The 13,384-nt window shown below is 62.1% G+C and carries 14 protein-coding genes; all 14 read left to right on the forward strand.

Annotated features, from left to right (window positions below):
- The first annotated feature begins 37 nt into the window (after positions 1-37).
- The 14 genes from pyrH to VHE12_08245 all read left to right on the forward strand — a co-directional run bounded on the left by pyrH (position 38) and on the right by VHE12_08245 (position 13,383).
- Positions 38-778 carry a UMP kinase gene (gene pyrH, locus VHE12_08180; GenBank protein ID HVZ80760.1) on the forward strand — a complete coding sequence of 247 codons (741 nt, stop codon included), beginning with the start codon at positions 38-40 and terminating at the stop codon, positions 776-778.
- A gap of 63 nt (positions 779-841) precedes the next feature.
- The gene (gene frr, locus VHE12_08185) at positions 842-1,357 is read left to right on the forward strand and encodes a ribosome recycling factor (protein HVZ80761.1); all 516 of its coding nucleotides are present in this window, start codon (positions 842-844) and stop codon (positions 1,355-1,357) included.
- 9 nt (positions 1,358-1,366) lie between these two features.
- A complete protein-coding gene (locus VHE12_08190) occupies positions 1,367-2,149 on the forward strand; it encodes an isoprenyl transferase (protein HVZ80762.1) in 783 nt (260 codons plus the stop codon).
- Positions 2,137-2,961: a phosphatidate cytidylyltransferase gene (locus tag VHE12_08195; GenBank protein HVZ80763.1), complete on the forward strand. Its 825-nt coding sequence runs from the start codon at positions 2,137-2,139 to the stop codon at positions 2,959-2,961. The genes VHE12_08190 and VHE12_08195 overlap by 13 nt, the downstream gene beginning before the upstream one ends.
- A 55-nt stretch (positions 2,962-3,016) precedes the next feature.
- Complete coding sequence (locus VHE12_08200) at positions 3,017-4,222, forward strand: hypothetical protein (protein ID HVZ80764.1); 1,206 nt, start codon at positions 3,017-3,019, stop codon at positions 4,220-4,222.
- Between the two features lie 166 nt (positions 4,223-4,388).
- The gene (locus tag VHE12_08205; protein ID HVZ80765.1) at positions 4,389-5,825 is read left to right on the forward strand and encodes a tetratricopeptide repeat protein; all 1,437 of its coding nucleotides are present in this window, start codon (positions 4,389-4,391) and stop codon (positions 5,823-5,825) included.
- Between the two features lie 66 nt (positions 5,826-5,891).
- Complete coding sequence (locus tag VHE12_08210) at positions 5,892-6,971, forward strand: hypothetical protein (GenBank protein ID HVZ80766.1); 1,080 nt, start codon at positions 5,892-5,894, stop codon at positions 6,969-6,971.
- Positions 6,972-6,999: 28 nt separating this feature from the next.
- Positions 7,000-8,310 (forward strand): tRNA (N(6)-L-threonylcarbamoyladenosine(37)-C(2))-methylthiotransferase MtaB, encoded by a 1,311-nt coding sequence (gene mtaB / locus VHE12_08215; protein HVZ80767.1) that lies wholly within the window; start codon positions 7,000-7,002, stop codon positions 8,308-8,310.
- A 14-nt stretch (positions 8,311-8,324) separates the two neighbouring features.
- The gene (locus tag VHE12_08220) at positions 8,325-8,927 is read left to right on the forward strand and encodes a class I SAM-dependent methyltransferase (protein ID HVZ80768.1); all 603 of its coding nucleotides are present in this window, start codon (positions 8,325-8,327) and stop codon (positions 8,925-8,927) included.
- Between the two features lie 11 nt (positions 8,928-8,938).
- On the forward strand, positions 8,939-9,277 hold the full coding sequence (locus tag VHE12_08225) for a histidine triad nucleotide-binding protein (protein ID HVZ80769.1): 339 nt from the start codon (positions 8,939-8,941) through the stop codon (positions 9,275-9,277).
- A 163-nt stretch (positions 9,278-9,440) separates the two neighbouring features.
- The gene (gene rpsU / locus VHE12_08230; protein ID HVZ80770.1) at positions 9,441-9,641 is read left to right on the forward strand and encodes a 30S ribosomal protein S21; all 201 of its coding nucleotides are present in this window, start codon (positions 9,441-9,443) and stop codon (positions 9,639-9,641) included.
- Positions 9,642-9,822: 181 nt separating this feature from the next.
- Positions 9,823-10,275, forward strand: a complete 453-nt coding sequence (locus VHE12_08235) for a GatB/YqeY domain-containing protein (protein ID HVZ80771.1) — start codon at positions 9,823-9,825, stop codon at positions 10,273-10,275.
- A 16-nt stretch (positions 10,276-10,291) separates the two neighbouring features.
- Entirely contained in the window at positions 10,292-10,927 is a 636-nt protein-coding gene (locus tag VHE12_08240; protein HVZ80772.1) for a DNA-3-methyladenine glycosylase, read from the forward strand.
- A gap of 65 nt (positions 10,928-10,992) precedes the next feature.
- Positions 10,993-13,383 (forward strand): Smr/MutS family protein, encoded by a 2,391-nt coding sequence (locus tag VHE12_08245; GenBank protein HVZ80773.1) that lies wholly within the window; start codon positions 10,993-10,995, stop codon positions 13,381-13,383.
- The last annotated feature ends 1 nt before the right edge of the window (position 13,384 follow it).

The following is a 13,384-nucleotide window of genomic DNA, read 5'->3' on the forward strand; positions in this document are numbered from 1 at the left end:
GTTTGGCCGTTCAATGAAGACCTGGAATAGGAAAGCCATGGCCCGGACCCCTGCCCGTCCCAAAACCAAGCCCCGCTACCGGCGGGTGTTGTTGAAGATATCCGGCGAGGCCCTGGGCGGGGACGGCCAACACCGCATCGACGAGAAGGTCGTGCGTTCCATCGCCAAGGCCGTCTTTGAGGTCCAGCGGTCGGGCGTGGAGATCGCCCTGGTCATCGGCGGCGGTAACATCTATCGCGGCGCCGACGGCGAGCGCATGGGGATGGACCGGGTCTCCTCCGACTACATGGGCATGTTGGCTACCCTCATCAATGCCCTGGCCCTCCAGAACGCCTTGGAGCAGCAGGGGGCCCATACTCGGGTCCAGAGCGCCATCGAGATGTCCAAGGTGGCCGAGCCCTTCATCCGCCGCCGGGCCCTGCGCCACATGGAAAAGGGCCGCATCGTCATTTTCGCCGGAGGAACGGGCAACCCCTATTTCACCACCGATACGGCGGCGGCCCTTCGGGCCATCGAGATCGGGGCCGACGCCATCCTGAAGGCCACCAACGTGGACGGCATCTACAGCGCCGACCCGAAGAAGGACCCCAAGGCCAAGAAGTTCACCAACATCACCTACATCGACGCCATCAACAAGCGCCTGAAGGTGATGGATACCACCGCCCTTACGCTTTGCATGGAGAACAAGCTCCCCATCGTGGTCTTCGACCTGCGCAAACCGGGGAACATCCACCGCGCTGTTTTGGGCGAGCCGATCGGGACCGTCGTCAAGAGCTAATCCAGTCCATCGAGGTTGACCGTGGCCGACGCGAACCAGATCCTCAACGAGACCGAAGCGAAGATGAAGAAGGCCATCGAGGCCACCAAGCGGGATTTCGCCACCGTGCGAACGGGCCGCGCCTCCGCCGCCCTGGTGGAGCACGTCAAGGTGGAGTATTACGGCTCCCTGGTCCCCTTGAACCAGGTCGCCAGTGTTTCCGTGCCCGACGCCCGGACCCTCGAGATGAAGCCCTGGGACCCCCAGGCCCTGGTCGAGATCGAGAAGGCCCTCCAGAAGAGCGACATCGGCATTTCCCCCAACAACGACGGCAAGGTCATCCGGCTTTCCATGCCGCCCCTGACCGAGGAACGCCGCAAGGACTTCGTCAAGCTGGTCCACAAGCATGCCGAGACGGGACGGGTGGCCTTGCGGGGCATCCGCCAGGAAGCCAACAAGTCCCTGGACCAGATCAAGAAAGAGGTCCCGGAGGACGAGTTCAAGAAGCTCCACGAACGGGTGCAGAAAATGACCGATTCCCACACCCAGGAGATCGGGAAGCTCGCCGAGCATAAAGAAAAAGAGATCCTGGAGTTCTAAAGGCCTCCCTTGCCAACCGCCCCCAAAGACGCCCTTCTCAAACGCTACCGCCTCCAGGACAACCTTCCCCGGCACGTGGCCATCATCATGGACGGCAACGGCCGATGGGCCCAAAAGCGGCACCTGCCCCGCATCGCCGGGCACCGGGCCGGGGCCCACTCCATCCGCGAGATCGTGCGCACCTCGGGCGAATTGGGACTGGAAGCCCTGACCCTCTATGCCTTCTCCACGGAGAACTGGAAGCGCCCGGCCACCGAAGTGCGGCTCCTCATGGCCCTTTTGCGCCAATATCTCAAGAGCGAGGTGCCGGAGCTGATCCGCAACAACGTCCAACTGCGCACCATCGGCAATTCAGGCGACCTGCCCCGGGAGATCCAGCGGGAGCTCAAGAACTCCATCCAAAGGACCTCCCATTGCACCGGGTTGAAGCTGGTCCTGGCCCTGTCCTATAGCGGCCGGGCGGACCTGGCCCGGGCGGCCAGGTCCCTGGCCGAACAGGTCCTCAAGAAGAAGCTCCGGCCCCAGGCCATCAACGAAAAAGCCCTGTCGGGCGCCTTGTCCACCCGGGACCTGCCGGAAGTGGACCTGCTGGTCCGCACCTCGGGCGAGATGCGGGTCTCCAACTTCCTGCTCTGGGAACTGGCCTATTCGGAATTCCACATCACCAAGACCCTCTGGCCCGACTTCCGCACCCCCCATCTCATGGAGGCCCTGCGGGATTTCCAGGGGCGGCAACGCCGCTTCGGCGGGGTCGAGAACATCACCGGGAGCGTGACCTCATGGGCGCGTTGACCAAGCGGATCGTGGTGGCGGTGCCGGCCATCGCCCTTTTGATTTTCGCCACCTTCTGGGAACACACATCGCTCTTCAAGCTCCTGGCGGTGGTGGGCCTGGGGTTGGCCCTTTTGGAATACCTGACCCTCGTCCAAGCCCGGCAGAAGGGGAAGGTCCTGAGGGTGGAAGGGATGATCGCGCTCCTTCTTATCCTCCTGCCCTGGGTCTTGAAGCCGATGGTCGATTGGGAAGGCTGGGGGACGCTCCTGGCGGGGCTTTGGATCCTGACCCTTTCCTTCCTTTGGTCCGACCGGGGCGTGAAGGATATGATCCCTTCGGTGGCCGCCACCTTCTTCGGCGTCGCCTACTTCGGGCTCCTGGGGGTCTATTTTTTCAGGCTCCGCGAACTGCCGAACGGCTCCTGGCACCTGCTCCTGGTCTTCGCGGCGACCTGGGCCTATGACACGGGTGGATTCTTCGTGGGTGGCCGCTGGGGAAGGCACAAACTGGCGCCCCAGGCCTCGCCGAAGAAATCCTGGGAAGGCTGCGCCGGCGGGGTGGCCCTGGCGTTCCTCGCCCTGGCGGGCCTTTGGGCCTGGGTCCCCTTCTTCCACGGCTTCTTCACACTGGCGGACATGGCGGTCCTGGCGGTCCTCCTTTCCGTCTTCGGCCAGTTGGGCGACCTGGTGGAATCGGCCATCAAGCGCAGCCTCAACGCCAAGGATTCGGGGTCCTTCTTCCCCGGCCATGGCGGCCTGTTCGACCGTATCGATAGCCTGCTCTTCAACGCCCCCTTGTTGTTCTATTACCTGAGCCTTTTCAAGCACTGAGCCCGGGCATTCCCGGTCCCTTGCCCAAGAAGGTTCGACCCCTTTTGGAGGACCTATGGCCTTGGCAGACCTGATCAAGAAAGCCCATTCCACTTTCCTGCACCAATACGGCGATTCGGGAAAGAAGGTCACCTTGGTGGCCGCCCCCAGCCGGCTGGTGCTCCTGGGCGGGGAATACACGGAGGCGGTGGACGGCCATTCGCTCCTGGCCGCGGGGAACCACACGGTGGTGGTGGCCGCCCAGCGCCGGGGCGACAAGATGGCCTTCATCCATTCGCTCCAATACGACGAGAAGATCAAGGTCTCCCTGGCCACCCTCAAGTTCGACCGCGCGGACGGATGGGCCAACTATCCCAAGGGCGTCCTTTATTTCTACGAGCGCACGGGCCGCAAGATGGAGGGGATCCAGATGGTGGTGGCGGGGGACATGCCCGAGGGCGTGGGGCTGGGCGCTTCGGCGGCCATCACGGTGGCCACGGCGGTGGCCTGCAATATCCTGGGCACGAACCCCGTGGATGACGCCACTTTGGCCAAGCTCTGCCAAAGGGTGGAGACCCAGTTCATGGCATTGAAGGGGGATTATTTCTCCCCCTACGCGGTGAAGTTCGCCAAAAAGGACCAACTGGTGGCCTTCGACGCGCGGACCTTCAAGCCCGACTACATGCCCTTCGATTCCAAGAACTACAAGCTGGTGGTGGTGGACAGCGGCGTCCGCAAGAAGGAACGGGAAGAGGAGTTCAAGAAACGCATCGCCCTCTTCGGCCAATTGCTGACCGAGATCCGCAAGTTCGTGCCCAAGGTGATCTCGCTCCGGGATGTGGGCGGGGAGGCCTACGACACGGCCCGCAAGAACCTGGACATCATCCTGCGCAAACGCCTGGACCATGTGGTCTATGAGAACGAAAGGGTCAAGAAGGCCAAGGAGATACTGGCCCAAGGGGACTACCCGGGCTTCGGGAGGCTCCTGAGCGAATCCCACGACTCCCTGGCCGACAAGCTGAAGGTGACCTGCCAGGAGGTGGACATCCTGACCCAAGTGGTCCGGGCCCAACCCGGCTGCCTGGGTTCCCGGATGATGGGGATCGGGTGGGGCGGGGCCCTGGTCTGCCTGGTCAAGGCGGAGGAAGCGGCGTCCTTCATGGACCGGGTCCGGGGCGACTATAAGAAGCAGGTCAACATCTCCCCCCAGGTCTTCCTCAACGAGCCGCAGGAGGGGGCCCGGGAGGTCGAATCCCCGGTTTCCACCTCCACGATGGGCTGAGAAAAAAACCGTGTTTTTCCTGGGGGCTTGGAAAAAACCGTTAAACCTGGCGAGGACCGAAAATCATTTTCCTAGACGGGTTTTCTATAAACTTTATAATGACCATTGCTTTTCGGCTTTTTTCCGTTCCCGTCCTGTCCCATCACCCGCTTTTTTGGAGGCCTTCATGAGAGGTTTTAAGACCTTAGGATCCTGTCTGGCGTTCGCCATCCTGGTGATGGCGGTCTTCCCCGGACCAGGTTTCTCCCAAGGCGCCTCGGAGGCCCAATACATCGCAGCGGGGACCAAGATGTACCAGGCCCGCAACTACAACCAAGCCCTCCAGTATTACAACGCCGCCATGAAGTTGAACCCCAACGATCCGGCGGCCTATCAGGGGATCGGCTATTGCTACTACGCCATGGGCAACAAGCAATATGCCCTGGCCTACCTGCAGAAGGCCTACCAGTTGAACCCCAACAACGCTCAGTTGGCCCAAGCCATCCAGAGCCTGCGGGCCCAGACCGGCGGCGGGGCCGTCGCCCCCGGCGCGTCCGTGGCCGGCGGGTCGAGCTACCTGAACGGCGGGATGACCCTTTTCCAGCGAAAACAATATGCCCAGGCCATCCAGTACTTCAACGCGGCCATCCAACAGAACCCCTCCGATTACCGGGGCTACTATTACGCCGGATATTCCTATTACATGATGGGCAACGCCAAGAGTGCGGCCCTCTATTTCGCCATCGCCAACGCCAAACAGCCCAACGCCTCCATCAAGGCCTATGGGGACCGGGTGAAGGCCGGTCTTTCCCCGGATGACCAGCAATGGGTGGATAACCAGCTCTCCCGTTACACGGGCGGTGCCGCCTATGCCGGGGGGGGAAGCCCATCCAAGCCCGCCAAGATCAGCTTCGGCTTCCACCTCTTGGGCGGCATGGAATATGTCTTCGCCGATCCCAGCCAGATCAAGCAATATGTGACCGCGGCCGGAAGCGTCTCCCTGAACGGGGTGACCCCCAATATGGTGGCCCTCCCCGAGTTCGTTCCTTTCGTCCAGTTGGGTGACAGTTTCGAGATCAACTTGGCCATCGGTTATTTCCCGGTGGGGAACCTCTCCTATACCACCTATGACTACGCCACTTCCGGTCCGACGGGGACCCCGGACGTCTGGAAATACACCTTCAACACGACCATCATCACCACCGACCTGGGCATCAAACTCCTCTTCGGGGACCAGGATGTGAAGGGTTACCTGGGCTTGGGGGCCGGCATTTCCCCCGTCAGCGTTTCCTTCACCAAGGTCCAATATGACAGTACCGCCACGACGGTCCAATCCACGGACACCGCCGCCAGCGGGGACTACAGCACCGTGGCCTTCAATGGGCAGATGGTCCTGGGGATCGACTTCATCCTGGACAAGGGCCTGTCCCTCGGGCCTTACATCGGTTACCGCTACCTGAGCGCGAATAACTTCCAGCGGAGCGGCAATTCCCTGGTGGTGGATACGTCCAAGGGTTCCGTGGGTCTGGCCGGGACGAACAACGTTTCCCCGACCAGCACAACCCCGCTCCAGCTCGATTTCAGCGGCTTGGAGGCCGGTTTGGACCTGTCCTTCTCCTTCTGATCAAGCGCCGGTCCAGTTTTTGAACGAACGGGCCCCTAAGGGGCCCGTTTTCTTTTTGGGGGAACCTTGCGGAAGACCTTCCTTTGCCTTTCGGCGCTTTTCATCACGGCCCGGGTCCTGGCCCTGGACCTTTCCTGGGATAACCGTTTCTTTTTCTACGGGGATAATTCCGAATTCTTCGAGCCCTATCGGACCGGCGAGACCCTCCTGGGCCAGCAGGGGAACAGTTATTTCGAGGCCGCACTGGGCCCCCGGACCTTCCTGCAGTTCGGCGTCTTCGGCGATTTCCGAAGCACCAGCACCCAGGACCCGGCGGTGGACGTGAAGCCGCTCCTGTCCTTCCAATACCGGGAAGGGGGATCGCGGTTCGTTATGGGTACCCTGGTCGCCGACGACCGGCATGGCTTCCTGGAGCCCCTGGAGGTCACGACCCTTGAGATCACACGGCCCGTGGAATACGGCTTCCAGTGGATCGAGAACGATCCCGGCTTCCAATGCGACCTTTTCCTGGATTGGCACCAATTGAACGTCGGCCTCCAGCCCGAGGAGTTCGACTACGGAGGGGTCCTTCGCAAGCCCTTGGACGACGATCTGGAGTTGGAAGGGCAGTTCCACGGCTTCCATATGGGGGGGCAACTTTCCTACACCATCGTCTTCAACAATTGGGTCCCGGCACTGGGGTTCCGTTGGAAGGTCCCCGGGTTGCTGGGCATGACCCGCTTCTCGGCCTTCGGCGTCGGGGCCGGCCACCTGGAAGGCGGGGCCACCGGTTCCACCCAATGGGGCGGGGGGGGATATTTGAAGACCGAGGTCCATCCGGACGACCTATTGGACCTCTTCGGGATCGGTTGGGTGGGGAGGGACTTTTATTCGCAGGAAGGGGACGCCAATTACGCCTCCTATTCCACGCCCGACAGTGCCAGCCTGGACCAACTCCATGGCTTCGTGAAGAGCGAGAGGACCTATTTCGAACTGGGCGCCCTCCGTGATTTCCCCATGGACGGGGGCGCGGTCTTCCGGGCTGAGTTCCGGGTCCATTTCATGGACGACACCTCGGCCTATTCCTATAAACTGAGCGTCCGGGCCCCCCTGGACATCGACCTGGGGAACCTGAAAAGCGGCTCCGCCCCCGCGGAAGACCGTTGAAACCTCGCCGGAGCGGGATGCGGAAGCCATGGACGCGTTGACCAGACCGAAGATCGCCTTCACGACCCTGGGTTGCCGGGTCAACCAATACGACGGCCAGGCCCTGAAGGAACAGGCCGAACGGGCCTCTTTCGACGCCGTTCCCTTCGATGAGAAGGCCGACATCTACGTCATCAATACCTGCACGGTGACCTCCGCAGCGGATTCGGAAGGGAAGCAACTGGTCCGCCGGGCCAAGGGCCGCAACCCCGATTCCTTCGTGGTGGTGACCGGGTGCCTCGCCCAGGACCGCCCCGAGGAGATCGCCGCCCTGGCCGGGGTGGACCTGGTGGTGGGGAACGCGGAAAAGTCCCTTCTGGTCCCCCGGATCCTGGAGCGCTTTTCCAGGCCGCTTTCCACTCCATCCGCATTACCTGATCCGTCCCCTTGGCTGGACGGCATTACCCGTTTCGACGGACATCAAAGGGCGACCGTCAAGGTCCAGGACGGATGCAATTTCGGTTGTTCCTTCTGCCTCATCCCCCGGGTGAGGGGAACGATGGTCTCCCGCCCGGTCCTGGAGATCGTGGAGGAAGGGAAGCGCCTGGCGTCCCATGGGGTCAAGGAGCTGGTCCTGGCGGGCATTCAGCTCTCCTCTTATGGAAGGGACTGGGGCCTCAAGGCATCCGAGCCCCGCCTGGCCCCGGTCCTGGAGAAACTCCTGTCCGTTCCCGGCATCCAACGGGTGCGGCTTTCCTCCTATGCGGTGGCCGATTTCGAAGAGGCCCTCCTGCCGCTTTGGGAGAGTGGACAGGCCCTTTGCGCCCATCTTCACCTGCCCCTGCAGAGCGGGGACGAAGGGGTCCTCCGGGCCATGCGGCGTCCCTATTCCCTGGCGCAGTTCGCCGCGGTCGTGGAGAAGGTTCGCCGAGCCGCGCCTCAGGTAGGCTTGACCACCGACCTTATCGCCGGTTTTCCCGGTGAGACGGAACAGGCCTTCCGGAACACCGAGGCCCAGGTCCGCGAGTTCGGTTTCGTGGACCTCCATCCCTTCCCCTATTCGGACCGGCCCGATACACCGGGTGCGGCCTTGGTCCCGAAGGTCCATCCGGCGGTGATCCGGGAAAGAATGGACCGTCTTTGGGCCCTGAAGCGGGAGGTCCTGGCGCGAGCGGCCGAAAGGGCCGTGGGCCGGGAATTCCGTGTCATCGTGGAGCGCTACGACGATCAACGGCAATCGGGCCTCACCGACGAGGGATTGCGGGTGGTCTTTCCAAGGATGGCGGAACGCCTGGGCCAGGAGGCCAGGGTGCGGGTGACCGGAGCGGGTCCCAAGACCGCGCTGGCCCAGTGGGCCTGACCTTGCCCGGCCCCTTGAGCCTTCTGGACCGGCTCTATCTCCGCTTCTTCTACCGGATGAAATCCTGGAAGTTCGACCTGCCCGAGAACCGGGTGGGTTGGCGTTCCCGCCAGAACCAGGAGATCCGTTTCGAGATGCTGGCTTCCATCGGGGACCTGCGTGGAAAAAAGATCCTGGATGCAGGCTGTGGGCTCGGCTGTTTTTACGGCTACCTGAAGGACCGGGGTTGGGACGGGGACTACACGGGCTTCGACCTGCTCGGGTTCATGGTGAAAGGCGCCCGCCGGCGTTTTCCGGACGCCCGGTTCCTGGAAGGCGACGTGGCGGAGAGGTTCCCCGAAGGGGAATGGGATTACGTCTTCGTCAACGGGATCTTCAACCACCGGGTGAAGGACAACTGGGAATGGATGCGGCGGGGGCTCGCTCAGTGCACGGCCCACGCCAAGGAAGGGGTGGCCTTGACCCTCCTGAACGCCGAGGGCGGCTGGATGGATCCGGACCTTTTTTACGCCCATCCCCGCCAAGTGGAAGAAAAGATAAGGCAATGGCACGGTGGTAAATATAAGATAGTGGGGCAATACCTGCCGGAGGATATGACGGTCCATCTCTATCGGTGAGGGGGATCCCCATGAGCCATTGCGTCTTCTGCAAGATCGTCCACAAGGAGATCCCGTCCAACGTGGTCTATGAGGACGAGAAAATCCTGGCCTTCACCGATATCCATCCGGCGGCTCCCACCCACGTGCTCATCATCCCCAAGGAGCATATCGAGAGCGTCGAGGAGGTCCCGGCGGGAAGCCCCCTGGTGTCCCTGCTGACGGAAAAGGCCGTCCAGATCGCCAAACAGCTGAACCTTCGCGAGGGTTTCCGCCTGGTCATCAACAACGGCGACAATGGCGGCCAGACGGTCTACCACCTCCATCTGCACCTCCTGGGCGGCCGTTTCATGACCTGGCCTCCGGGCTGAGGGTCCTTCGGCCCTTTTTCCGCATAATCCACGCCCTTCCGCCTTTTCCCCTTGCTTGACGCCCCCAGGCCGAACCTCTAAACTCCTCCTCCCTGGCAAAAGGCCAGGCCAATAAGGGATCCCGGGAAGGCCCGCGGAACCCACAGAGGGGAGCGTGACCCAAGTGGTCGAAGTCCGACTGGAAGAGAATGAACCGATCGAGAACGCTTTGAAGCGTTTCAAGAAAGTGGTGCAGAACTCGGGGTTGATCTCGGAGATGAAGAAGCGGGAGTTCTACGAGAAGCCCAGTGAGCGCCGCAAGAAGCGCGAAGCCGCCGCCCGCAAAAAGGCCCGGCGCCGCCAGATGAAGCTGAACCGCGATTAGCGAACCGGGGCTCGTTTCAACGACGGGCCCCTTTTTATTTGGCTGTTCCGTCCTGATGATCGCCCCAGAATTCTTAATTTTTAATGCTTAATTTTGAATGACGGTCGATTTCCGCGACGCGGAAATTCCCGTCAATTAAGAATCAAGAATTAAGAACTCAAAATTGGTTTGGAGGTCTCCCATGAGCGCATCCCCCCTGTTCGACAAGATCAATGCCGACCTGATCACGGCCATGAAGGCCAAGGACGAGGCGTCCACCTCGGCCCTGCGCATGCTCAAGTCCGCCCTGAAATACAAGGAAGTGGACCTGAAACGCGAGCTGAAGGACGAGGACGTCATCGACGTGCTTTCCAAACAGGCCAAGCAACGCAAGGAATCCATCGAAGGGTTCGAGAAGGGCGGCCGCTCCGACATGGCCGACAAGGAAAAGGCCGAATTGGCCCTCATCGAGAAATTCCTGCCCGCCGGTCTTTCCGACGACGAACTGGCGAAGCTCATCGCCGAGGCCATCCAGTCCAGCGGAGCCGCCGGCCCGAAGGACATGGGGAAGGTCATGGGGGTGCTGACGCCCAAGATCAAGGGCCGGGCCGACATGGGCAAGGTCAGCGGGATGGTCAAGGCCAAGCTGGGCTGACGTTGATCCGACGCCGATGATCCTACCTTCTTCCTTCTACTCCCGTTCCACCCGGCAGGTCGCGCGGGCCCTTTTGGGCCAAGTCCTCGTCCACGAAACCCCCTCCGGCCTTGCCGCAGGGCGCATCGTGGAAGTGGAAGCCTATCTCCCCCAGGGCGATCCCGGTTGCCACGCCGCCCGAGGAATGACCCCCCGCAACGAGGTGATGTTCGGCCCCGCGGGCCACGCCTATGTCTATTTCTGTTACGGGAACCATTTCATGTTCAACGTGGTGACGGAGAAGCAGGGCGTTCCGGGAGCCGTCCTGGTAAGGGCCTTGGAGCCGGTGAAGGGTGAATACCTCATGGCCAGGCGCCGAAGGGGCGAGGTCGGACAGAAGAACCTGACCAACGGCCCGGGGAAGTTGGCCCAGGCTTTGGGGCTGGACCGAGGGCAGAACCGGCTTCCGGTCTTCCGGAAGCCCCTGACCATCCTGTCCGCCGAAAGGCGGGAACCCGTCGGTGTCACGACCCGGATCGGCCTGACCGAAGGGTCCGACCTTCCCCTGCGTTTCTACCTGCAGGGCAATCCCTATGTCTCCGTCAAGCCGGGGTTGGATAGGCCGTCGCCGGGAAAAAAGAAGCAACAGACCAAGGTCTTTCGCCGCCCCTAAATAAGAGAAACTTCGGCCGGTTGGGATTAAAATCCTCTTCCACCCATTTTCCGGAAAGGCCCCTTTTGAGCTCCCCCGCCTTGCGCCAATTCCTGGACGCGATCGAGTTCCCCAAGCTTTTGGGGGTACTGGCCCGTTCCTGCCAGACCCCGGCGGGGCGCGATTACATGACCAGTTTCGGCCCCCTTTTGGAGACGGGAGCGATCGAGATCCGCCTCCAAAGGACCCGGGAACTCGAACGCCATTCGGCCAAACACAAGTTGCCCGCCATTCCCGATCCCCAGCATTTCGTCGAATCCCTGGAGAAAGCCCGTTCCCGGGGCCAGGTCCTGTCCGGCAAGGAATTGGCCGCCCTCCTCCTTTACTTGGGGGAAGTGGGACGCTTGCGCCAGGGGCTCTCGGTCGAAGAAGTGAAACCCAAGGCCTTCGAGGAATGGTTGGGACGGTTGAACGCCCTGCCGGATCTGTCCCGGTTCCTGAAGGATCGCCTGTCGGAGAAGGGCGAGGTCCTGGATTCGGCTTCCCCGGCCCTTTCGAGCGCCCGGGATCGATTGCGCCATCTGCGTTCCGAGATCCAAAAATTCTACCAATCCTTCCTCCAGCAAGCGGGCAACGCCGAAGCCTTGCAGGAGAGGATCGTGACGGAGAGGGAAGGCCGCTTGGTCGTTCCCGTCAAACGGGACCATCAGTCCCAGGTATCCGGGTTCGTCCACGGAATGTCCGCCTCGGGAGCGACCCTTTTCGTCGAACCCCGGGAGATGGTGGAGAACAACAACCAAGTCCGGGAAGCGATCCTGCAGGAGGACGAGGAAGTGCGCAAGATCCTGCGGGAATCCACCCAAGAGGTGTTGAAGAACGGCGAAGCCCTGGAAACGACCTTGATCGCCTGCGCCGAGATCGACGCCCACCAGGCCCTGGCCTCCTTCGCGTCCCGTTTCGACGGGGCCTTCCTGAAGCCCGATCCCCAGGCACCCCTGGTCCTTCGGACCGCGCGGCACCCCTTGTTGGCCTTGGAGGCTGGGCCCGCTTTCCGAGAGAAGGTCATTCCCCTGGAGGTGGAAATGGGTCCCGGGGTCCAGGTCCTCCTCATTTCGGGCCCCAACGCCGGGGGGAAGACCGTGGCCCTGAAGACCCTGGGTCTTTCCTGCGTCCTGGCCCAGTCGGGCCTTCCGGTGCTGGCCAGTGAACAAAGCCAAGTGCCCCTCCTTGGGCATTTCGACACCGACCTCAAGGACGAGCAGGACCTGGGGGACCACCTGAGCACCTACGCGGCCAAGCTCAAGGCCCTCAAGCGCATGATCGACCATTGCGGCCCCGGGACGCTCTTCCTGCTGGACGAATTGGGCGCGGGCACCGATCCCCGGGAAGGGGGGGCCTTGGGGCTTGCCTGTCTGGAACATTTCCGCGAGAAGGGCAGTTGGGTCATGGCCAACACCCATCAGCCGCTCCTGAAGCTCTTGACCCAGGAAGAGAAGGGCATGGCCAATGCCGCCATGGTCTTCGACGAGGGGACCGGCAAGCCGACCTTCCGCTTGGTGCCAGGCATTCCAGGCCAGTCCTATGCCCTGACCCTGGCCCGCCAGATGGGGTTCGGCGATGAACTGCTCGAAAAGGCCAAGTCCCACCTGCCCCAGGGCGAGGCGGATCTTTCGGAACTACTGACCCAATTGGGCCAGGAAAAACAGGCGGCCCAAAAGGCCCGGCAGGAGGCCGAGGCCATCCGGGACAAGGCCCGCAAGACCGCCCAGGAGCTCGAGGTCGCACGGCGTCAGATCAAGGACGAGGCCCGTCGCATCAAGAAAGAGGCCCAGGTCGAGGCCGAAGGCCTGCTCAAGAACACCCGTCGGAAGATGGAACATCTCATCCAGGGGGTGCAGACCAAGGACGGGGGGCCGAACAAGGGCCGCATCAAGGACGCCCGGCAGGAAGTGAACCAAAAACTGCGGAATATCGCCCCGAAGCCCCAAAAACAGGTGGTCGAGGTCCGGGACCTGAAAGAAGGGGATACGGTCTTCCATAAGAAGGCCCAGGTGGACGTCAAGGTGGTCGGTGTGGACGAGGACAGGGAAGAGGCCGAGATCCTCATGGAGAACGGGATGAAGATGACCTGCCAATGGGCCGACCTGGGGCGGGTCACGGTGACCGCGCCCAAACCGGTGGTCCGGCCCCAGGTCACCAACGTGATGAACGCCAAGGCCCTGGAGGACAAGGGAAAGCTGGAGATCGACATCCGGGGCAAGATGGTGGACCAGGCGCTGCCCTTGATCGACAAATTCCTGGACGACGCCATGCTGATGAACCTTCCTTTCGTTCGGATCATCCACGGCAAGGGGACCGGGGCCTTGAAAGAGGCCATCCACAAGCATCTGCCCAGCGCCCATCCGGGGCTGGAATTCACCCTGGCCGAGCCCAATATGGGCGGAGCCGGCGCGACGGTCGTCAAGTTCAAGAAATAAC

Source organism: bacterium (genome assembly GCA_035549195.1).
In the GTDB taxonomy this organism is placed as follows: Bacteria; Oederibacteriota; Muellerivitia; order Muellerivitales; family Muellerivitaceae; genus DASZRK01.